The organism is Microbacterium sp. C7(2022), from assembly GCF_028823665.1.
Lineage (GTDB): Bacteria > Actinomycetota > Actinomycetes > Actinomycetales > Microbacteriaceae > Microbacterium.
In genome coordinates, this window is sequence record NZ_JAPEHV010000005.1 from 375,396 (window position 1) to 395,351 (window position 19,956).

General features: G+C 65.5%; 20 protein-coding genes. 15 read left to right on the top strand and 5 right to left on the bottom strand.

Features of this window, described 5'->3' with window-relative positions; genetic code table 11:
* Positions 1-31: 31 nt before the first annotated feature.
* Complete coding sequence (gene holA / locus ON062_RS10130; RefSeq protein ID WP_274647008.1) at positions 32-1,069, top strand: DNA polymerase III subunit delta; 1,038 nt, start codon at positions 32-34, stop codon at positions 1,067-1,069.
* 60 nt (positions 1,070-1,129) lie between these two features.
* On the opposite strand, the gene rpsT is transcribed toward holA, so the two are convergent.
* Both rpsT and ON062_RS10140 read right to left on the bottom strand, forming a co-directional pair.
* Positions 1,130-1,390 (bottom strand): 30S ribosomal protein S20, encoded by a 261-nt coding sequence (gene rpsT / locus ON062_RS10135; RefSeq protein WP_274647009.1) that lies wholly within the window; start codon positions 1,388-1,390, stop codon positions 1,130-1,132.
* Between the two features lie 117 nt (positions 1,391-1,507).
* The gene (locus tag ON062_RS10140) at positions 1,508-2,227 is read right to left on the bottom strand and encodes an alpha/beta fold hydrolase (RefSeq protein ID WP_274647010.1); all 720 of its coding nucleotides are present in this window, start codon (positions 2,225-2,227) and stop codon (positions 1,508-1,510) included.
* 98 nt (positions 2,228-2,325) lie between these two features.
* Between ON062_RS10140 and lepA the strand changes: the two genes are divergently transcribed.
* The 3 genes from lepA to hemW all read left to right on the top strand — a co-directional run bounded on the left by lepA (position 2,326) and on the right by hemW (position 6,118).
* A complete protein-coding gene (gene lepA, locus ON062_RS10145) occupies positions 2,326-4,176 on the top strand; it encodes a translation elongation factor 4 (protein ID WP_274647011.1) in 1,851 nt (616 codons plus the stop codon).
* Between the two features lie 66 nt (positions 4,177-4,242).
* The gene (locus ON062_RS10150) at positions 4,243-4,893 is read left to right on the top strand and encodes a DUF1990 family protein (RefSeq protein ID WP_274647012.1); all 651 of its coding nucleotides are present in this window, start codon (positions 4,243-4,245) and stop codon (positions 4,891-4,893) included.
* A 7-nt stretch (positions 4,894-4,900) separates the two neighbouring features.
* A complete protein-coding gene (hemW, locus tag ON062_RS10155) occupies positions 4,901-6,118 on the top strand; it encodes a radical SAM family heme chaperone HemW (protein ID WP_274647013.1) in 1,218 nt (405 codons plus the stop codon).
* Between the two features lies 1 nt (position 6,119).
* Here hemW and ON062_RS10160 read toward each other — a convergent pair whose 3' ends face one another.
* Positions 6,120-7,571, bottom strand: a complete 1,452-nt coding sequence (locus ON062_RS10160) for a carboxylesterase/lipase family protein (RefSeq protein ID WP_274647014.1) — start codon at positions 7,569-7,571, stop codon at positions 6,120-6,122.
* A 113-nt stretch (positions 7,572-7,684) separates the two neighbouring features.
* Here ON062_RS10160 and hrcA point away from each other — a divergent pair, with 113 nt between their 5' ends.
* Genes hrcA through era form a run of 8 tightly spaced genes read left to right on the top strand, consistent with a single transcriptional unit; the run spans position 7,685 to position 14,791 of the window.
* Positions 7,685-8,725, top strand: coding sequence for a heat-inducible transcriptional repressor HrcA (gene hrcA, locus ON062_RS10165; protein ID WP_274647015.1), 1,041 nt, complete (start codon positions 7,685-7,687; stop codon positions 8,723-8,725).
* Positions 8,726-8,777: 52 nt separating this feature from the next.
* Positions 8,778-9,890: a molecular chaperone DnaJ gene (gene dnaJ / locus ON062_RS10170; RefSeq protein WP_274647016.1), complete on the top strand. Its 1,113-nt coding sequence runs from the start codon at positions 8,778-8,780 to the stop codon at positions 9,888-9,890.
* Between the two features lie 2 nt (positions 9,891-9,892).
* The gene (locus ON062_RS10175) at positions 9,893-10,627 is read left to right on the top strand and encodes a 16S rRNA (uracil(1498)-N(3))-methyltransferase (RefSeq protein ID WP_274647017.1); all 735 of its coding nucleotides are present in this window, start codon (positions 9,893-9,895) and stop codon (positions 10,625-10,627) included.
* Positions 10,628-10,665: 38 nt separating this feature from the next.
* Positions 10,666-11,013, top strand: a complete 348-nt coding sequence (locus ON062_RS10180; RefSeq protein WP_274647018.1) for an HIT domain-containing protein — start codon at positions 10,666-10,668, stop codon at positions 11,011-11,013.
* 40 nt (positions 11,014-11,053) lie between these two features.
* Entirely contained in the window at positions 11,054-12,079 is a 1,026-nt protein-coding gene (locus tag ON062_RS10185) for a PhoH family protein (RefSeq protein ID WP_274647061.1), read from the top strand.
* The gene (gene ybeY / locus ON062_RS10190; RefSeq protein WP_274647019.1) at positions 12,076-12,543 is read left to right on the top strand and encodes an rRNA maturation RNase YbeY; all 468 of its coding nucleotides are present in this window, start codon (positions 12,076-12,078) and stop codon (positions 12,541-12,543) included. The genes ON062_RS10185 and ybeY overlap by 4 nt, the downstream gene beginning before the upstream one ends.
* Positions 12,540-13,898, top strand: coding sequence for a hemolysin family protein (locus ON062_RS10195; protein ID WP_274647020.1), 1,359 nt, complete (start codon positions 12,540-12,542; stop codon positions 13,896-13,898). The genes ybeY and ON062_RS10195 overlap by 4 nt, the downstream gene beginning before the upstream one ends.
* Complete coding sequence (gene era, locus ON062_RS10200; RefSeq protein ID WP_274647021.1) at positions 13,895-14,791, top strand: GTPase Era; 897 nt, start codon at positions 13,895-13,897, stop codon at positions 14,789-14,791. The genes ON062_RS10195 and era overlap by 4 nt, the downstream gene beginning before the upstream one ends.
* A 4-nt stretch (positions 14,792-14,795) precedes the next feature.
* Here era and ON062_RS10205 read toward each other — a convergent pair whose 3' ends face one another.
* Positions 14,796-15,440: a hypothetical protein gene (locus ON062_RS10205; protein ID WP_274647022.1), complete on the bottom strand. Its 645-nt coding sequence runs from the start codon at positions 15,438-15,440 to the stop codon at positions 14,796-14,798.
* Positions 15,441-15,656: 216 nt separating this feature from the next.
* On the opposite strand from ON062_RS10205, the gene leuA reads away from it, so the two are divergent.
* Positions 15,657-17,420: a 2-isopropylmalate synthase gene (leuA, locus tag ON062_RS10210; RefSeq protein WP_274647023.1), complete on the top strand. Its 1,764-nt coding sequence runs from the start codon at positions 15,657-15,659 to the stop codon at positions 17,418-17,420.
* A gap of 24 nt (positions 17,421-17,444) precedes the next feature.
* Here the strand turns inward: leuA and ON062_RS10215 are convergent, their stop codons facing one another.
* On the bottom strand, positions 17,445-18,131 hold the full coding sequence (locus ON062_RS10215) for a trimeric intracellular cation channel family protein (RefSeq protein WP_274647024.1): 687 nt from the start codon (positions 18,129-18,131) through the stop codon (positions 17,445-17,447).
* Between the two features lie 259 nt (positions 18,132-18,390).
* Here ON062_RS10215 and recO point away from each other — a divergent pair, with 259 nt between their 5' ends.
* Positions 18,391-19,134 carry a DNA repair protein RecO gene (gene recO, locus ON062_RS10220; RefSeq protein WP_274647025.1) on the top strand — a complete coding sequence of 248 codons (744 nt, stop codon included), beginning with the start codon at positions 18,391-18,393 and terminating at the stop codon, positions 19,132-19,134.
* Positions 19,131-19,940, top strand: coding sequence for an isoprenyl transferase (locus ON062_RS10225; RefSeq protein WP_274647026.1), 810 nt, complete (start codon positions 19,131-19,133; stop codon positions 19,938-19,940). The genes recO and ON062_RS10225 overlap by 4 nt, the downstream gene beginning before the upstream one ends.
* Positions 19,941-19,956 lie beyond the last annotated feature (16 nt).

The following is a 19,956-nucleotide window of genomic DNA, read 5'->3' on the forward strand; positions in this document are numbered from 1 at the left end:
CGACGTCGGTCCTCGCGCGTAGGCTGGATCCGTGAGTCCCGCCGCACGTCGTCCTGCATCGCGCACCGCTCGAAGCAACATCCCTCAGGTGTCGTGGCGTGAGCCGCGCCCCGCCCCGATTGTCCTGGTGTCCGGCCCCGAGGATGTATGCGCTGAGCGGGCGATCGCTGGGCTTCGCGATGTGCTTCGGGCCGAAGATGCCAGCCTCGAAGTCACTGACGTCCGTGCCGACGACTATGCCGCCGGAACGCTGCTCGGGGTGACGTCGCCTTCACTGTTCGGGGAACCCCGATTGGTTCGTGTGGCGGGCGTGGAAAAATGCACCGATGCATTCTTGGCCGAGGCGGTGGCGTACCTCGAGGCGCCCCAAGAAGGTGCCACCGTGGTGTTGCGCCACACCGGCGCGAGTGTGCGCGGCAAGAAGCTTCTCGACGCGGTGCGCGCGGGAACCGGGGGAGGGATCGAGATCGCGTGCCCCGCGATCAAGCGCGATTCCGATCGCTTCGATTTCGCAAGCGGAGAGTTCCAGGCCGCACGGCGCCGAATCGCGCCCCCTGCTCTGCGGGCCCTTGTGGGAGCGTTTGCGGACGATGTCACCGAGTTGGCGGCAGCATGTCAACAGCTGATCGCCGATGTTCCGGGCGACATCACCGAAGACATCGTCGAACGGTACTACGGCGGACGCGTTGAGACATCCGCGTTCACGGTCGCCGATACCGCGATCGCGGGCCGCTACGGTGACGCGCTGGTGGCGCTGCGGCACGCACTCGCGTCCGGTGCTGACCCTGTCCCGCTGGTGGCGGCCATCGCCATGAAGCTGCGGACGATGGCACGCGTGGCCGGCCATCGCGAATCGGCGTCCGCGCTCGCGTCGCGGCTGGGGCTCAAAGACTGGCAAGTCGACCGTGCCCGTCGTGACCTCACGGGGTGGAACGAAGCGAGTTTGTCGATGGCGATCCAGGCCGCGGCGCGCGCCGACGCTGAGGTCAAGGGTGCGTCACGCGACTCCGTGTTCGCGGTCGAAAGGCTGGTCACCGTCATCGCGACTCGTTCCGCGTACGGTTCCTGACGGCTGAGCGCACGAAGAAGGCCCGCTCCAATCGGAGCGGGCCTTTTCAAGAGGTAAGCGTCAGAGGCTCGAAACCTGCTTGGCGATAGCCGACTTGCGGTTCGCGGCCTGGTTGCGGTGAATGACACCCTTGCTCACGGCCTTGTCGAGCTTCTTCGACGCGGTCGCCAGAGCCTTCTCAGCAGCGGCCTTGTCGCCGGACGCGATAGCCTCGCGGGTGCGGCGCACCTGCGTCTTCAGCTCGCTCTTGACGGCCTTGTTGCGCTCGCGCGCCTTCTCGTTGGTCTTGTTGCGCTTGATCTGCGACTTGATGTTCGCCACGTGTCGACGTTCTTTCGTTCAGAGTGAATTGGAGATGTGCCGATCAGCAGTAGAGGGGTGCTTCACAGCGGTCGTGTGGATGGGAATCCCACACGCGCAAGTCAGTCACCCAGTCTATCAGGTCTCCTGGATGGTCGTGATCGCCAGGTTGAGAAGCGCGTTGAAAACGCCGGGCCGCATTGCCGTGACCAGATGTGTCGTCCGCGGCACCACGATGAGCTCGGCATGCGAGGCGACCCGAGTAAACAGACGCTCATTCACGCGCAACTGGTCGTATTGGCCGTTGATGAACCACAGGGGCACCGAGATTCGCTCCAGGGCGGCCAGGAGATCGAGCACCGACAAGCTGCGAAGCGCAACATCCTGAGCATCCAGTGCGTACCCACCCGCCCCGAAGTCCGCGCGCGTCTCGGGTGGCAGGGTCCGGTCGAGCACCCGGTTCGTCATCCACATTCCGCGATCAGGCAGTCGGTCAAAGCCGCCGGCGAGTGTGCGGTACGTCGCCAGGCCGACGCCGCGGGGGATCGCTGTGCACGAGGCGGCGATGAACGCGGCGACCGGAGGCGGCTCGGCGCGGCCCGCGTACTCGATCGAGAGCAGCCCGCCCATCGAGTGTCCCGCCAGGAGCACGGGGCCACGATCGGCAGCACGCAGAACTGCCTCGTCGATGGTGGCGAATGCACCCTCGAGGGTGAACGGCTCGCTCATCCTGCTGCCGTGCCCCGGGAGATCCACTGCGTGGACGCCAATGCCTCGGCGTCCGAGGTGCTCGACTTGAGATCGCCACATGGTGGCGGACGTGCGGATGCCGTGTACGAGAACGACCTGAACACGCATGAGATCACGTTATTCGGATGCCCTGGGCATGCGCTCCGAGATCGCGAAGATCTGGTCGGCACGGTTGTGGCCGCTGTGCACCGTAGAATCGTTCCGACATGTCACCGCGCGCCCTGAAGCCTCTCGAGCCGTCTGCCACCCCTCCGGCGCAGATTCGCAATTTCTGCATCATCGCCCACATCGACCACGGAAAGTCGACGCTGGCTGACCGCATGCTGCAGATCACTGGCGTGGTCGCCGACCGCGATATGCGTGCTCAGTACCTCGATCGCATGGACATCGAGCGAGAGCGCGGCATCACGATCAAGTCGCAAGCGGTGCGCATGCCGTGGCAGGTCGAGGGCGAGACCTTCGCGCTCAACATGATCGACACGCCGGGTCACGTCGACTTCACGTACGAAGTGAGCCGCTCGCTGGCCGCGTGCGAGGGGGCGATTCTCCTCGTGGATGCCGCGCAAGGCATCGAAGCCCAGACGCTGGCCAACTTGTACCTGGCGCTGGAGAACGACCTTCAGATCATCCCCGTGCTCAACAAGATCGATCTTCCCGCCGCCGATCCCGAGAAGTACGCCGCGGAGCTGGCCAACCTCATTGGTGGTTCGCCCGAGGATGTTCTGCGGGTGAGTGGCAAGACCGGAATGGGTGTCGAAACTCTGCTCGACCGCATCGTCGAGCAGATTCCTGCGCCGCGGGGCGATGCTGAGGCCCCCGCCCGCGCGATGATCTTCGACTCCGTCTACGACCCCTACCGCGGTGTGGTCACCTATGTCCGCATGGTCGACGGCAAGCTCGAGCCTCGCGAACGCATTCAGATGATGTCGACGCGCGCCACCCACGAACTCCTCGAGATCGGCGTCTCGAGCCCCGAGCCGATCCCGACGAAGGGCCTCGGCGTCGGTGAGGTCGGCTACCTGATCACGGGGGTGAAGGACGTGCGCCAGTCGAAGGTCGGCGACACGATCACGAATCAGCGCAAGCCAGCCGCTGATGCGTTGGCCGGGTACACCGACCCGAAGCCGATGGTCTTCTCGGGCATCTACCCGATCGACGGCAGCGACTACGGCGATCTGCGCGAGGCGCTTGACAAGCTCAAGCTCTCTGACGCCTCACTGCAGTACGAGCCCGAGACGTCGGTCGCGTTGGGCTTCGGGTTCCGGTGCGGCTTCCTGGGACTGCTGCACCTCGAGATCATCACCGAGCGACTATCGCGCGAGTTCGACCTCGACCTCATCACCACGGCGCCGTCCGTGACGTACGAGGTTCACACCGATACCGGCGAGACGGTCACCGTGACCAACCCGAGCGAGTATCCGGACGGTCGTGTTGCGGAGGTTTCCGAACCGGTCGTCAAGGTCGGCATCCTTCTCCCCAAGGACTACGTCGGCACGGTAATGGAACTGTGCCAGTCGCGCCGCGGATCGCTCCTGGGCATGGATTACCTCAGCGAAGACCGCGTCGAGCTGCGCTATCACATGCCCCTCGGCGAGATCGTGTTCGACTTCTTCGATCAGCTGAAGTCGAAGACGCAGGGTTACGCGAGCCTCGACTACGAGCCGGCCGGTGCGCAGACGGCCGATCTGGTGAAGGTCGACATCCTGCTCCAGGGTGAAAAGGTCGACGCGTTCAGCTCGATCGTGCACCGTGACAAGGCATACGCCTACGGCACGCTGATGACCGAGCGGCTGCGCAAACTCATTCCGCGTCAGCAGTTCGAAGTGCCGATCCAAGCGGCAATCGGCGCCCGCATCATCGCGCGCGAGAACATCCGCGCTATCCGCAAGGACGTCCTTGCGAAGTGCTACGGCGGTGACATCACCCGCAAGCGCAAGCTCCTCGAGAAGCAAAAAGAGGGTAAGAAGCGCATGAAGATGGTCGGGCGCGTCGAAGTGCCTCAAGAAGCGTTCATCGCTGCGCTTTCCGGTGACACCGAGGGCAAAGAGAAGAAGTGATCGGATGCCGCTTCCCGCGCACGGCGGGCGATCGGTCATCCAGGAACGAGAAGTAGGCTGGTTCTCATGCGCCGCGGGAGTTTTAACGACGACACTGTCGACTATGCCGCTGTGGGCGCGACTCAGGCAGCCGACCTGATGCATTACCCTCCCGAGCGGAGCATCCCTGCGGAACAGTCGTGGCGCATCGGCAGCGGTGAGACGCGATTTCGCGCCGCCGGCGAGTTGCTGATGTCCTGGGCTGCGCAACGTGGCGCGGGACTTACGCTCTCGGACGTGCGCCCCGCATCGGGCCCGATGTATTCGGGAGTGAGCTTCGACTCTGAGGGGAACCCGATCGCACCCAGTCGTGCCGAGGCGGACTTGCGTTACGACGCCGACGGCACTCCCTACGTTGCTCCGGGGACGACTGTGCGCGTCGCCGGTCGCGTCGCCGGCCAGCGGGCGGATGCCGAGTTGCGGGTGATTTTCGTTGTGGATGAACCACGACGAGTCGGCTACGCACTCGGCACTGTGGGTGAGTCGGTCGTCAGCGGTGAAGAGTCCCTGATGATCGAATGGCTCGACAACGACGAGGTGTGGTTCACCGTCCGGGCTTTCGATGCACCCTCCGCGTTGCTGTACCGCGTCGTGCCGGCACTCGTGCGTCGTCGACGCCGTGAGCTCTTCACCCGCTACCTGCGCGCGATTTCGCCGCTGTACAACACACCCGCGTGATCCGCTGATGGCCGGCCCGTTGCCCGTGGGCGACCCCGTACCCGCGACCGGCGACCTGCCGGAGGACGCACGTATCGATCCGCAGACGCCCTTCAGCGCCTACCTCCACGTGCCCTTCTGTCGCGTACGCTGCGGATACTGCGATTTCAACACGTACACGTCGGACGAACTGCGCGGTGCACGACAGGATCAGTACGCCGACACGGTGTTGCATGAGCTCGCCCTCGCTCACGGGGTGCTTCGTCGCGCGGGCGGAGTGCGCCCGATGTCGACCGTGTTCTTCGGCGGCGGTACGCCCACGCTCCTTCCCGCGGGGGATCTCGGACGGATGCTGCGAGGAGCGATCGACACATTCGGCATCGTGCCCGGTGCTGAGGTGACGGTTGAGGCGAACCCGGACACCGTGACGCCCGCGGTCGCCCACCAACTTGCCGCGTCCGGGGTGACGCGACTATCGATCGGTATGCAGTCGGCGGTGCCGCATGTTCTTGCGGCGCTCGATCGCACGCACGATCCCGCGAATGTTGCCACAGCGGTGGCCGCGGCGCGCGACGCGGGTCTGGATGTCAGCGTGGATCTCATCTATGGGGCGCCCGGCGAATCACTCGATGACTGGCGGCTGTCGGTACAGACCGCCGTTGCGCTGAATCCCGACCACATATCGGCGTACGCGTTGATCATCGAGGATGGAACCAAGCTCGCCCGTCAGATCCGTCGAGGCGAGGTGCCCGCACCCGACGATGATCTGCAAGCCGACATGTACGAAGTGGTCGACGAGTCGCTGGAGGCGGCCGGGTTCGACTGGTATGAGGTATCGAACTGGGCGCGCACACCCGACCAACGTTCGCGCCACAACCTTGCCTACTGGCAAGGAGCCGATTGGTGGGGGTTCGGCCCCGGCGCGCATAGTCACATCGCCGGTGTGCGGTTTTGGAATGTGAAGCACCCCGCGGCCTACGCGCAGCGCGTGCGGGTGGGGGATAGCCCCGCGATGGGGCGTGAACAACCTGATCACGATTCGCGCGCACTCGAAGACGTATTGCTGCGCAGCCGCATTCGCGAGGGCCTGGCCATTGCGTCGCTCAGCGAGCGGGGGCGCAGGGAAGTGGCATCCCTCATCGCAGACGAACTCATCGACGCGGCTGCCGCGTTGCGCGGACAGTTGGTGCTCACTCGTCGAGGACGCCTTCTCGCCGACGCGGTGGTGCGTCGGGTGACCGACTGATTCAGCGCACGCGCGGAGCGGGGAGGGTCGCGAGCGCGTCGCCGCGGGGGAGCGGCACCGTGGTGGTCTCTTCGTCGTAGCGAAGCGCTTGGCCGGCCTCGTCGAAGGCGGGCCACCCCGGGTCGCCGGTGCGGATCAACTGCACCCAATCCCGGTGCATCCGGTCAGCAAGGGCCTGGGGCGCGTGTGCTCCCGCCATACGGCGGGTGTCGGGGGAGTCTAGGGAATCGAACACGAACCCGATTTCGAGCGCGTGTGCCGCGCGGAGTCCGCGCACCGGGCTCGGCCAGGCGAACTCGTAGACGTACGTCGGGGCGGAGCGAGCGCGCGCGACGGAGACCATCGGACCGCGAAGCAGAACGTCGGTGGCCAACTGGCCGAAGATCTCTCCGGTCGTGGCCCCGGGCCATGCGGACTTGTAGGCACCGACCGCGCGGCGCGAGATTCCGAGCGCGGTGCGTGCGATGAAGAGGGTGAGCGGGGTGATTCTCTCGAGTGCTGCAGGCGGGAACCACAGACGATATTCGTCAGTGTTCGTTCCGATGATGAGCGGAACATCGACCGACGCGAGCGCCTCATGCGGGGAGCGCGGCAACGAGCCGTCGTCGAGTGCGAGAGCGAAGCTGGGGGCGCCGCGCAGCGGGGTGGATCCGGCAGCCAGTTCGCGACGGGCATCGAGAAGCTGGTCGGGGGGCATCTGCGAGAACGCTTCTCGGGTGGCGGGGATGCCCAGACGCTTGGCGATCGCGCGCGTGACGCGCCCCGCACGACCCGGAGATTCGGCGATCAGGGGACCCGACTCGATGACCGCTGCAGCCACCAGCGGCGCCGTGTCGGGGCGCGTCAGCAAAGCGGCGACCAACGCTCCGCCGGCGGACTCTCCGACGATAGTGATGCGGTCGGGGTCGCCCCCGAAAGCGGCGATTTCGCGGTGCACCCACTGCAAACCCGCCGCGGCATCGGCCAGTCCCAGATTGCGCGGTGCGTCATCGAGCACCGAGAACCCTTCCGACCCTAATCGGTAGGCGACAGAGACGAACACGACGCCATCGCGCGCGAAGGTGGTCCCGTCGTACGCGGACAGGGCCGGTGTGCCCCGCTCGAGCGCGCCGCCGTGGAACCACACCATCACCGGAAGCCCGTCCGCGTCGGCAGGTGACCACACGTTGACCGTCAGGATGTCGTCGCCGTCGATCTCGACACTCGACAGCAGTTCTCCGATCGAGCCCTGATACGGATGCTGCGGAGCCGTCGGGCCGAACGCCGTGGCATCCCGTTCCTCCGACCACGCCGTGACAGGTTCGGGAAGGGCGAAGCGGCGTTCGCCGAACGGCGGCATCGCGTAGGGAATCCCGAGGAAGCGCCGGATGCCGCCTTCTGACGATCCCCGGACAGTGCCCAAGCTGGTCGATACCGTCGCCGTCGACGCGCGCGTGTCATCCACGCGAGTCATCGTAGGGGGATACCTGCCAGCCTCGCCATACTGGGAGCGCGAGGACGGGGCTTGGCGCGTCCGGGATAGAATTGGCACTCACGATTGATGAGTGCCAGCGGGGAGGATGCATCGTGGTCAGTGAACGAGGGCTCCAGGTGCTTCGCGCCATCGTTCAGGACTATGTCGACACGCACGAGCCGGTCGGGAGCAAGACCATTGTCGACCGACACGCGTTCGGTGTTTCTGCGGCGACGATCCGCAACGACATGGCCCTGCTCGAAGACGAGGAACTGATCGTTGCGCCTCACACCTCATCGGGGCGGATCCCGACGGACAAGGGGTACCGCGTCTTCGTCGACCACTTGGCAGAACTGCGCCCGCTATCGTCCGCGCAACGTGCCGCGATCGCCACGTTCCTCGAAGACCCCGCCGACCTCGACGACGCGCTCACGCGCACGGTGCGTGCGCTCACACAGCTGACCGGTCAGGTCGCCATGGTTCAGTACCCGTCGTTCGAACGTGCGAACGTTTCGCACGTCGAGCTCGTCCAGCTGGGCGGCGGACGGATGCTCGTGATCGTTGTCACCGATACCGGGCGGGTCTCACAGCGGGTGTCGCTCGTGCGCGACGAGTTCGACGAGGTCGAGCTTGGGCGAATGCGGGCGGAACTCGGCGCTCTCCTGGTCGGTCGCTCGGTGAAGGACGGCGTGCAGCGCATCGAGTCGCGACTGGTCGATGGAGCAGAATCGGCCCAGCGCTGGAACGTGGCGATGAGCCTGCTCGCGAAGGCCGTAGCCGAAGATCTCGAAGAATTCCGGCAGGACCGATTGGTGATGGCCGGCAGCGCGACTCTTGCGCGCCGCGAGGCGGACTTCCGAGGCAGTTTGTATCCGCTGCTGGAGGCGATCGAACAGCAAGTGACGATTCTGCGACTCATGGGCGAGATGGTGGCCGGTGACAACGGGCTGGCAGCCAGCATCGGACGCGAGAACGACGCGTTCGGTCTGGGCGAAGCATCCGTCGTCACCAGTGACTACGACGCTCCCGGATCGGGAGCGCGCGTGGGGCTCCTTGGCCCGACGCGCATGGACTACCCCACGAACATGGCAGCGGTGCGCGCGGTCGCGCGTTACCTCACCCGACTACTGGAAGAAGACGACTCGAGCCGCTGAGGCAGGCTCGCACCCGAACACGACCCGCGCACGGCGCGGCAGGAAGGCTAACGTGGCTGACCACTACGAAGTACTGGGCGTTTCTCGCGAAGCAACGACCGACGAGATCAAGAAGGCGTACCGCCGCCTCGCCCGTGAACTGCACCCCGATGTGAATCCGGGAGAAGAAGCATCCGAGCGCTTCAAACTCGTCACCCATGCGTACGACGTACTGAGCGACCCCGACCAGCGCGCGCGCTATGACATGGGCGGCGACCAGGGCGGCTTCGGGGGAGCAGCCGGATTCGGCGGCTTCAACGACATCTTCGAGACGTTCTTCGGCGGTGGCGGGGGTGGCGGCCGCAGTGGGCGTCCGCGCTCTCGTCGCGAGCGTGGGCAGGACGCTCTCGTGCGGGTCACGCTCGACCTGGGTGACGTCGTCTTCGGCGTGCACCGTGATATCGAGGTAGACACTGCCGTGTTGTGCGACACGTGCGAAGGGTCGTGCTGCCAGCCGGGTACCTCACCGGTCACGTGCGACATCTGTCACGGATCCGGGCACGTGCAGCGTCAGGTGCGCAGCCTGCTCGGCAATGTCGTCACCAACGCGCCGTGCAACGTGTGTCAGGGCTACGGCACCACGATCCCGTACCCGTGCGCCACGTGCCAGGGGCAGGGTCGTGTGCGTTCGCGGCGCACCGTGTCACTCGACATCCCGGCGGGCGTCGAGAACGGACTGCGACTGCAGCTGCCCGGTTCGGGCGAGGTTGGCCCGGCGGGTGGCCCGAACGGCGACCTGTACCTGGAGGTCACTGTCAACTCGCACGACGTGTTTTCGCGGGAGGGTGATGACCTGCTCGCCACACTCGAGGTCTCGATGAGCGATGCGATCCTCGGCACCACGACCTCGATCGAATCGCTCGACGGCAAGGTCGATCTCGAGATTCGCCCGGGCGTGCAGTCGGGTGACGTCCTCACGATCAAGGGGCGCGGGATCACGCCGCTGCGAGGGACCAACCGAGGCGATCTGCGTGTCGGCGTTCACGTCGTCACCCCGACGCGCCTGGGATCGAAGGAGCGCGCGCTCATCGAAGACTTCGCCAAGCGCACCCATGCCCCGTCGCCGAAGCTCGCCGAGTTCCATCAAGGACTCTTCGCGAAGCTCCGCGACCGCTTCCGGGGCTGACGGTGGCACTGCACTTCCTGCTCGAAGGCCCTCTCAGCGCGAGCGCGGGCGATGAGGTCGCGCTCACCGGTGCCGAGGCCCACCATGCAGCGAAGGTGCGGCGCGTTCGCGTCGGCGAAGCCGTGACAGTCGGGGACGGACACGGCGCATGGCTGACCGGTGTCGTCGAGTCGGTCAGCCCGTCCGAGGTCATCGTGCGCATCGAATCGCGCGACGATGTGGCGCCGGTGCGCCCACGACTGGTGTTAGTGCAGGCACTGGCGAAGACCGATCGGGATGAGCTCGCGATCCAGGCAGCGACCGAACTCGGTGTAGACGAGATCGTTCCGTGGCAAGCCGCGCGGAGCGTGTCGCGTTGGGACGCCGCCAAGGCGACCAAGGGTCGCGCACGATGGAACACCATCGTGCGCGAGGCAGCCAAGCAAGCGCACCGTGCGTGGTTGCCGACGGTGGCTGAGCTCTCCTCGACCGCCGACCTGCTCGCCCGAGCCCGCACGAGCCGCGTGGTGGTGCTCGAGCCGCAGGGCACCGAGGCGCTCAGCGAACTGCAGTGGAACGCGGACGAATCCGACATTCTGCTTGTTGTCGGCCCCGAGGGCGGAATCGCAGCCGAGGAACTTGAGGCACTGGCCGACGCCGGGGCGCGCCTGGCTCGACTGGGCGAAACGGTGCTGCGCACATCCACCGCCGGGCCGGCAGCGATTGCCGTGATGAACGTGGCGCTTCGCCGCTGGTGACCCCGTCCGCGTACGTGCGCGCTGACTAGACTGGGGGAATGAGCGAGCCCAGCGTGTTCACGCGCATCATGAACGGGGAGATCCCCGCCGAGGTCGTCGCCAGCACCGACACCGTGGTGGCTATCAAGGACATCGCGCCTCAGGCGCCGCTGCACGTCGTGGTTTTCCCACGCACGGATCAGTACCGTGACGTGGTCGAACTTGCCGCAGGCGATCCGCAGCTTCTGGCCGACGTGATCTCCGTCGCGAATTCTGTCGCGCATGAGCATGCCGACGGGGACTTCCGCTTGGTATTCAACACCGGTGCCTCTGCCGGACAAACCGTCTTCCACGTGCATGCCCACGTCCTTGCGGGCGGCTTGACGGAGAAGAGCGTCGGTGCCTGACGAACCCGCAGTCGAACGCATCTACGCGGATGGTGTTGCGATGGTGCAGTTGCTCGGTCCGCAGGATCGGCTCTTGCGAGTGGTCGAGCGCGAGCACCCCGACGTCGACGTGCACGTGCGCGGCAACGAGATCACGCTGTCTGGGGATGCCAGCGCCGTCGCCGCTGCACGCGGGCTTGTCGATGAGCTTCTGGAGATGACGAAGTCCGGTCACTCTTTGGCCCCGGCAGACGTCCTCAGCTCGCAGCGGATGCTGCAGAACGAAGGCGGCCCGCGTCCGTCCGAGGTCATGGGCGAGGCGATTCTTTCGTCGCGGGGGCGTGTGATCAGGCCCAAGACCGTGGGACAGAAAGACTACGTCGACGCAATCGAAGAGAACACGATCGTGTTCGGCATCGGCCCCGCCGGTACGGGCAAGACGTACTTGGCTATGGCCAAGGCTGTGCAGGCACTGCAACGCAAGGAAGTCAGCCGGATCATCCTCACACGTCCCGCGGTCGAGGCAGGAGAACGTCTCGGCTTCCTGCCGGGCAGTCTGACGGACAAGATCGATCCGTACCTGCGCCCGCTCTACGACGCGCTCAACGAGATGATGGATCCCGAGCTCGTCCCGAAGCTCATGGCCTCGGGAACGATCGAGGTCGCTCCATTGGCCTACATGCGTGGTCGTACGCTGAACGACTCGTTCGTCGTTCTCGATGAAGCGCAGAACACCACGCCGGAACAAATGAAGATGTTCCTCACGCGTCTGGGGTTCGGCACGCGCATGGTCGTCACCGGTGACATCACGCAGGTCGATCTGCCCCAAGGGTCGTCCGGGCTTCGCCTCGTCACGCGCGTGCTGAAGGACATCGACGACATTCACTTCTCCCGGCTGACCAGTGATGACGTGGTTCGCCATTCACTCGTGGGGCGCATCGTCGACGCATACACCGAGTACGACGAGGCGAAGCTTGCTTCCCGACGCGAGCGTGATGAAGCATCAGAGTTCGCCAGCCGCGTCGAACGGCGAGGCGGCCGGGCACCCGGTCCACGCGACCACCTACCGAAGCGAGGACGCTCATGACCATCGAAATCGGCAACGAATCCGGCATCGCGGTCGACGAGGCGGTGTTCCTCCGGCTGATGAACCACAATCTCGCGCAGCTGAACGTCAGCCCCGATGCAGACGTGGCCATCCTTCTTGTCGACGAGGGCGCCATGGAGGCCCTGCACGTCCAATGGATGGATGAGCCCGGCCCCACCGACGTGTTGAGCTTCCCCATGGACGAACTGCGTCCCGGCACCGAAGACCAGCCCACGGGGCCCGGGCTGCTGGGGGACATCGTCCTATGCCCGCAGGTCGCCGAGACACAGGCGGTCGCAGCGGGGCACTCGACCATGGACGAACTGATCATGCTGACGACCCACGGCCTCCTGCACCTGCTGGGCTTCGATCACGCGGAGCCCGAAGAAGAGCGCGAGATGTTCGGCTTGCAGCGTGAACTGATCGTGAGCTTCCAGGCGGCGGAGCGCCGCAGACGCGCATGACCAGCGGCCTTCTCCTTCTCGTTGCCGTTCTCCTGCTGGCGTTCGGCTTTCTGATGGTGGCGATCGACGCGGCGCTGGGAGTCACGTCCCGCGCTGACCTCGCCGAACTCGCCGAGGGCGGTCGCAATGCGGCATCCCTCCAGAAAGTCGCCGATGACCCTGAGACCCACGCGAACTCCGTGGTGTTCATCCGCGTGCTGGCAGAGACCACTGCGGCCGTCTTCGTCACCGTTGCGCTGACCTTGATGCTCGACAACGTCGCCTGGACCGTCGTTGCGGCAGCCGTGCTCATGACCGGAATCTCGTACGTTGTCGTGGGTGCGAGCCCACGCAACGTCGGTCGCCAGCACGCGAAGGGTCTGCTGCGCGGTTCGGCGCCCATCATCCGTGGCGTGCGCATCATTCTCGGCCCGCTTGCCCACGGCCTGGTGGCGCTCGGTACGCGGGTCACTCCGGGGGCTGCGCGCGGGACGACGTTCGCCTCGGAAGAGCAGTTGCTGAGCATCATCGACGACGCCGCCGAAAACGAGCTCATCGAGCAGGACGATCGCGAGCTCATCCACTCGGTGTTCGACTTCACCGACACGTTTGTGCGCGCCGTGATGGTGCCGCGCACCGACATGGTGTCCATTGACTCGCAGGCATCCACCCTCACCGCCATGACGATCTTCCTCGACACGGGCATCTCGCGTGCACCGATCGTCGACGACGACGCCGATGATGTGGTGGGAGTGCTCTACCTCAAGGACCTCGTGCAGTTCGCGTTCCGCAATGATCTGGAGTGGCGGGATGCTCCGGTCAGTCGCATTTCGCGCCCGGCCGTGTTCGTGCCCGAATCGATGAAAGCCGAGACCCTGCTGCAGCAGATGAAGCGGGATGCCGTTCATGTGTGCATGGTGATCGATGAGTACGGCGGCGTGTCGGGTCTCGTCACGCTGGAAGACCTCATCGAGGAGCTCGTGGGAGAGATTTCCGACGAGTACGACGCGCGCGCCGATGAGGTGACCGAGCTGTCTGAAGGCCAGTATCGGGTGAGCTCGCGACTCGGGCTCGACGAGGTCGGTGATCTGTTCGGAATCGAGCTGGAGGACGAGGACGTCGACTCCATCGGCGGGCTGCTCGGGAAGGTGCTCGGTCGCGTGCCTCAGCCCGGTGCGACAGCAGACTATGGCGGCCTCATCATGACCGGCGGTGCCTCGCGCGGCCGGGGCCGTGGAATCTCGACGGTCTTCGTCGAACGAGGTACTCCGGTCGAGGACGACGCGTACGCGCGGTCTCCGCGCACGGGTGAGATCCGCACCGTAAACGCGCGAACAGGCGACGAGGTGTCGTCGAAGAAGGGCGAGAAGTCATGAGTGAGGACACACGATCCGGGTTCGCCACGTTTATTGGCCGGCCCAACGTCGGCAAGTCCACGCTGACGAACGCGCTGGTCGGCGAGAAGGTCGCCATCACCAGCGACAAGCCTCAGACCACACGCCGCGCCATCCGCGGCATTGTGAATCGCCCGGGCGGGCAACTCGTGATCGTTGACACGCCCGGGCTGCACAAGCCTCGGACGCTCCTCGGGCAGCGGCTGAACGATCTGGTTGAGAACGTGCTCGGCGACGTCGATGTCATCGGCTTCTGCGTCCCGGCGACAGAAAAGGTCGGTCCGGGCGACCGCCGCATCGCCGAGACGCTGGATGGCTACGGGCGCGCGAAGAAGGTGGCGATCGTCACCAAGACGGACGCCGCCACCCGCGAGCAGATTACGGAACGGCTCATCGAAGTCGACCAGTTGCGTGAGGACTGGGCCGCCGTGATTCCGTTGTCGGCATTCACGCGTGATCAGTTGGACGTGCTGTCGGACGAGTTGCTGTCGCTGATGCCCACCGGTCCTGCGCTGTACCCGGAAGACATCGTTACCGACGAGAGCCGTGAAGACCGAATCGCCGAGATCATCCGCGAGGCGGCGCTCGACGGTGTGCGCGATGAATTGCCGCACTCTATTGCCGTTGTCGTGCAGGACATCGCGCCGCGCGAGGATTCGGATCTCATCGATATCTACGCCGATCTGGTGATCGAACGCGATAGTCAGAAGGCGATCATCATCGGCAAGAAGGGCTCACGATTGCGGGATGTGGGCGCTCGGGCGCGCACCCAGATCGAGCCGCTCCTGGGGAGCAGGGTGTATCTCTCGCTTCACGTTCGCGTCGCCAAGGAGTGGCAGCGCGACCCCAAGCAACTCGGTCGCTTGGGGTTCTGACCGCTCACGCCTCGGTCGTCCGCATCGCCGATCGGACGATGACCACGCCCTCGCCGTACTCAGCATCGACGGCGTCTTGCCACGTGCCGTCATCCCACACCACGTCGACCCAGAGCCAGCCGTTCTCGGTGTACGCGCTCAGGAAGTCCTCGCCCATCACGGTGGCAACCTCGTCGAACGCTCGTGACAGTGTGGCCTCATCGCCTTCGCCGGTGCGGCCGCCGGTGGGATCGTCGAGCATCATCGGGTCGTAGAGCGCGAGCATGATCGGCGGGGTGCTGACGGTGAACTGCGACCCGTCATAGGTGCCCTGAACCGCGTATGCGCCCCACGTCACGTCGCCTGCGGATTCGTATCCGTCGATGCCCTCCCACGTCCAATTGCTCAGGGGGATGCCGCTGCATTGCGGCGGGTAGGACTCGGCGATCGCGCCGAGACAGAGTTCGGCTGCTCCACCCGTGTCCAGAACGGTGCCTTGGGTGATGACCTCCGCCGCCGGGGGCGCCGGACGCACGTCGCCGAATGCCGGCGAGGCAGGCGAATCGGGGGACGCGCTGGCACACCCGCTGAGCAGCATCACGCAAACGGCGCCCGCGGAAAACGCAAGGACGCGGACGGCACGGACAGCGGGGGAGAGATGCGGTGTCATGTGAACAGAGTGTCGCGGCCGCGGCATCCGTCTCACACATCGCGCATCATCGTTGGGGAGAGGCGCGCGCCGCAGAACCGGTGTAGCCTGTCCATGTGCGTGCAGGCTTTCTGCTTCTCCTTAGCCGCCGCGACGAGGCCTAGATCTCAGGGCCATCCTCGTCGCGGAGCTTGTCGTCGGCCCCCACTGTTTTGACGCCGAGGAAGAAGCAACACCATGGAGAACACTCAGCAGCCCTCAGGGATGCCCACTCATAAGTACCGCCCGTACCACGAGCAGATCGCCGTTTCTCTGCCAGACCGTACGTGGCCCGACCGTCGGATCGACACCGCGCCCCGCTGGTGCGCGGTCGATCTTCGCGACGGCAATCAGGCGCTCATCGACCCAATGAGCCCCGAGCGCAAGCGCATCATGTTCGAGCTGCTCGTGAAGATGGGCTACAAGGAGATCGAGGTCGGGTTCCCGTCCGCGAGCCAGACCGACTTCGACTTCGTCCGTCAGCTGATCGAAGAGAACCTGATCCCCGATGACGTGACGATCCAGGTGCTGACGCAGGCACGCGAGCACCTCATTGCGCGCACGTACGAGTCGATCGCCGGCGCCAAGCAGGCCATCGTCCACCTGTACAACTCCACGAGCATCCTGCAACGTGACGTCGTGTTCCGCACCGACAAGCAGGGCATCATCGACATCGCGCTCGAGGGCGCGCGTCTGTGCCGTCAGTTCGAAGCGCGCATTCCCGAGACCAAGGTCTTCTACGAGTACTCACCTGAGAGCTACACCGGTACCGAACTCGAGTTCGCCGTCGACGTGTGCAATCAGGTGCTCGAGGTGTTCGAACCCACGCCGGACCGCAAGGTCATCATCAACTTGCCGGCGACCGTCGAGATGGCCACCCCCAACGTCTACGCCGACTCGATCGAGTGGATGAGCCGCAACCTCGCCCACCGCGAGAACGTCATTCTCTCGCTGCACCCGCACAATGACCGCGGAACGGCCATCGCGGCTGCTGAACTCGGCTACATGGCGGGCGCGGACCGCATCGAAGGCTGCCTGTTCGGCAACGGCGAGCGCACCGGAAACGTCGACCTCGTCGCGCTCGGAATCAACCTCCTGACGCAAGGCATCGACCCCCAGATCGATTTCAGCGACATCGACCAGGTCAAGCGCACCGCGGAGTACTGCAACCAGCTGCCGGTGCACGAGCGCAGCCCGTGGGCGGGAGACCTGGTGTTCACGGCGTTCAGTGGATCGCACCAGGACGCGATCAAGAAGGGCTTCGAAGCGATGGATGCCACGGCCGCGGCATCCGGAGTCTCTGTCGATGACATCGAGTGGGCCGTTCCTTACCTGCCGATCGATCCGAAGGATCTCGGCCGCTCATACGAAGCGGTGATCCGTGTGAACTCGCAGTCGGGTAAGGGCGGCGTGGCCTACCTGTTGAAGTCGGATCATGCGCTCGACCTCCCGCGAAAGCTGCAGATCGAGTTTTCAGGGGTGGTGCAGGGCAAGACGGACGCCGAGGGCGGCGAGGTCACGAGCGACCAGATCTGGTCGATCTTCCGTGATGAGTACCTGCCGTCCGATGACGCAGACGCGCGGTGGGGGCGGTTCGAGCTGCTCTCGACGCGGACGCAGTCAGACCTCTCTGGCGACATCGCCTTGGACATCACGCTGCGCGACGGCGACGAGCGCCGAGAGGCGACCGGTCACGGCAACGGACCGGTGGCGGCGTTCTTGTCGATCCTGCAGCAGCATGGCTTCGACGTGACGCTCTACGACTATGTCGAGCATGCCCTGAGCTCGGGCGGCGACGCGCAGGCCGCGGCCTACGTCGAGCTGCAGGTTGACGGCGAGCGCCTGTGGGGCGTGGGAATCGACGGCGACATCTCGACCGCGTCGCTCAAGGCGATCGTCTCGTGCGTCAACCGTGCGATTCGCACGCGCGATCGCGAGGGGCGCACGCTCGCGGGCGTCTGAGCGCACTCCTTCGAACGTTCCCGGTCATCGCTTGATGATCGGGATCGTCGACGTTTCCACTGCCACCTTGCGCCGGTACAGAGCCCGCTGTTCGGGCAGAGAAATGTCGAAGATGACGGCGAGGAGTCGAATGACGAACGTGAGGGCGATGCCGATGAGGGCTGCGACCACCGGATTCAGGCCCCACTGAGAAGTCACGCCCAGTACGAGGCATCCAACCCCCGCAGCGACGGCGTAGAGCGAGCCCACGTGCATGATGGCCACGGGCAACCCCATGATCACATCGCGAAGGATTCCGCCGCCGACGGCCGCGCACACGCCCACGAACACCGCAGGAACCAGGGGCAGGCCGAGGAACAGCGCCTTACTCGTGCCGAACGTGCCGAACAGCCCGATGACGAGCGCGTCCAGACCCACAATGACGCCGTTGACCTTCGCCAACACACCAGCCAACAGCATGCCGGTCAGCGCCGCGGCCGTCGCCGTGAGGAGGTACCAGTTGCTCTGCAACGTCACCGGCGTGACGTTGAGCAGAAGATCGCGGATGAGGCCACCACCCATCCCCATCAGGACACCGATGATCGCGACCCCGAGGAGGTCGAGCCGGCGTTCGCCCCGGAACCCCGACGCGAACAGCGCTCCCTGGATCCCCCCGAGCCCGACAGCGATCAGGTCAGCCCACAGGGGGATCACGAAAATAGGTTCGTCCACTACTCCATTGTGATCTGTCCCACACGCCCACACGTCAAGACATGACGATTCGCGGACAACGCGGGAGATCTGAAGGGTGTCGGCGCGATGAACGGGACGGGCGCTTTGGGGGCGGCCGCGTCCGTTGTGAACGGCGCCAGACTGTGCGGCCGCCGGAAGACGGATATCGAAGCGGCAGCCCGCGCCTGATCTCCTTTACACCGTGTGGTGATCCGCTTGTCGCGGACGCGATGTCGTCGCCGGCGAGGATAATCGAGGGGTGCCCACCTACCGTGATGAGGTCGTCGTGCTGCGTACCCACAAGCTGGGTGAAGCTGACCGTATTGTGACGATGCTCAGCCGACGCCACGGCAAGGTGCGTGCGGTGGCGAAGGGAGTGCGGCGCACATCTTCACGTCTGGGCGCGCGTGTCGAGCCGTTCATGGTCGCCGACGTGCTGCTCTATCAGGGCCGGAGCCTCGACATCATTCAGCAGGCTGAGTCGCTCGGGTCGTACGGGGCAGACATCGCCGTCCACTATGACCGATACACCGCAGCGCACGCGATGGTCGAAGCTGCCGACCGCCTCAACGAAGCCGAAGCAACGCCGCAGCAGTACCTGTTGCTCGTCGGTGGATTGCGCGCACTGGCCAAGGGCGAGCACGTTCCGCGCAGCATCCTCGACTCGTACCTCCTCCGTGCGATGGCGCTGTCGGGCTGGGCTCCGGGCCTGTCGCAGTGCGCCCGCTGTGGACTTCCCGGCCCGCATGACACCTTCGTTGCGCAGGTCGGCGGCATGGTCTGCCGCGATTGCGCCCCCGCCGGTTCCGCCCGCATCGCGCCCGCCACAGTGAGTCTGCTCGAAGCCTTGATGTCGGGCGAATGGGATGAGGTGGATGCCGCACCCGCCGGCACGTCTGCCGCGGCATCCGGTCTCATCGCCGCATACGCCCAGTGGCACCTCGAGCGCGGGATCCGCTCGTTGTCGCACGTGTCGTCTCGTACCGAGGAGATCGCCCGATGACCCCGAAGCCGTTCACTCACCGCGATGCCGTGCCGTACCGGCCGGTGGATTGGACGGGGCAGTATCCGCCGGCTTTCCCGGCCGGCGGGGTCCCGAACCATGTGGCTGTCGTCATGGATGGCAATGGTCGGTGGGCAAACCGACGCGGGCTGACGCGTGTGGAAGGGCATCGCGCGGGCGAAGCCGCGCTGCTCGACGTGGTGGCTGGTGCGATTCAGGCGGGCGTGAAGCACCTCTCGGTGTACGCGTTCTCGACCGAGAACTGGTCGCGCTCGCCTGATGAGGTGCGGTTCCTCATGGGGTTCAATCGCGCGGTCCTGCATCGCCGACGCGATCAGCTCAACGAGTGGGGAGTGCGCGTGCGGTGGGCAGGCCGCAAGCCACGCCTGTGGGGGAGTGTGATCAAGGAGCTGCAGTTCGCCGAACAGCTCACCGCAGAAAACGACGTGCTCACTCTCACCATGTGTGTGAACTACGGGGGTCGTGTCGAACTGGTTGACGCGATGCGGTCGATCGCCGACGACGTCGCGGCTGGTCGTCTTCGAGCCTCGGCGGTGAGTGAGAAGCTGATCGCGCGCCGGCTCTACCAGCCGAACATGCCTGACGTTGACCTGTTCGTGCGCTCCAGTGGCGAGCAGCGCACGTCCAACTTCCTGCTGTGGGAGTCGGCATATGCCGAGTACGTCTTCCTCGACACGCTGTGGCCGGATTTCACGCGCGTCGACCTGTGGGACGCGATCGGGCGCTACTTGTCGCGCGACCGGCGTTTCGGTGGCGCCGTGGATTCTCCCGATTCGTCTTCCTGAATCGGAATACATCGGC

Coding starts and splice junctions, on each gene's coding strand:
- ON062_RS10150 (WP_274647012.1), top strand. CDS start 4,243: ATGCGCCGCGGGAGTTTTAACGACGACACTGTCGACTATGCCGCTGTG.
- hemW (WP_274647013.1), top strand. CDS start 4,901: ATGGCCGGCCCGTTGCCCGTGGGCGACCCCGTACCCGCGACCGGCGAC.
- ON062_RS10195 (WP_274647020.1), top strand. CDS start 12,540: ATGACCAGCGGCCTTCTCCTTCTCGTTGCCGTTCTCCTGCTGGCGTTC.
- ON062_RS10205 (WP_274647022.1), bottom strand. CDS start 15,440: ATGACACCGCATCTCTCCCCCGCTGTCCGTGCCGTCCGCGTCCTTGCG.
- lepA (WP_274647011.1), top strand. CDS start 2,326: ATGTCACCGCGCGCCCTGAAGCCTCTCGAGCCGTCTGCCACCCCTCCG.
- leuA (WP_274647023.1), top strand. CDS start 15,657: ATGGAGAACACTCAGCAGCCCTCAGGGATGCCCACTCATAAGTACCGC.
- ON062_RS10160 (WP_274647014.1), bottom strand. CDS start 7,571: ATGACTCGCGTGGATGACACGCGCGCGTCGACGGCGACGGTATCGACC.
- ON062_RS10185 (WP_274647061.1), top strand. CDS start 11,054: ATGGTGCAGTTGCTCGGTCCGCAGGATCGGCTCTTGCGAGTGGTCGAG.
- ybeY (WP_274647019.1), top strand. CDS start 12,076: ATGACCATCGAAATCGGCAACGAATCCGGCATCGCGGTCGACGAGGCG.
- ON062_RS10180 (WP_274647018.1), top strand. CDS start 10,666: ATGAGCGAGCCCAGCGTGTTCACGCGCATCATGAACGGGGAGATCCCC.
- era (WP_274647021.1), top strand. CDS start 13,895: ATGAGTGAGGACACACGATCCGGGTTCGCCACGTTTATTGGCCGGCCC.
- ON062_RS10140 (WP_274647010.1), bottom strand. CDS start 2,227: ATGCGTGTTCAGGTCGTTCTCGTACACGGCATCCGCACGTCCGCCACC.
- ON062_RS10225 (WP_274647026.1), top strand. CDS start 19,131: ATGACCCCGAAGCCGTTCACTCACCGCGATGCCGTGCCGTACCGGCCG.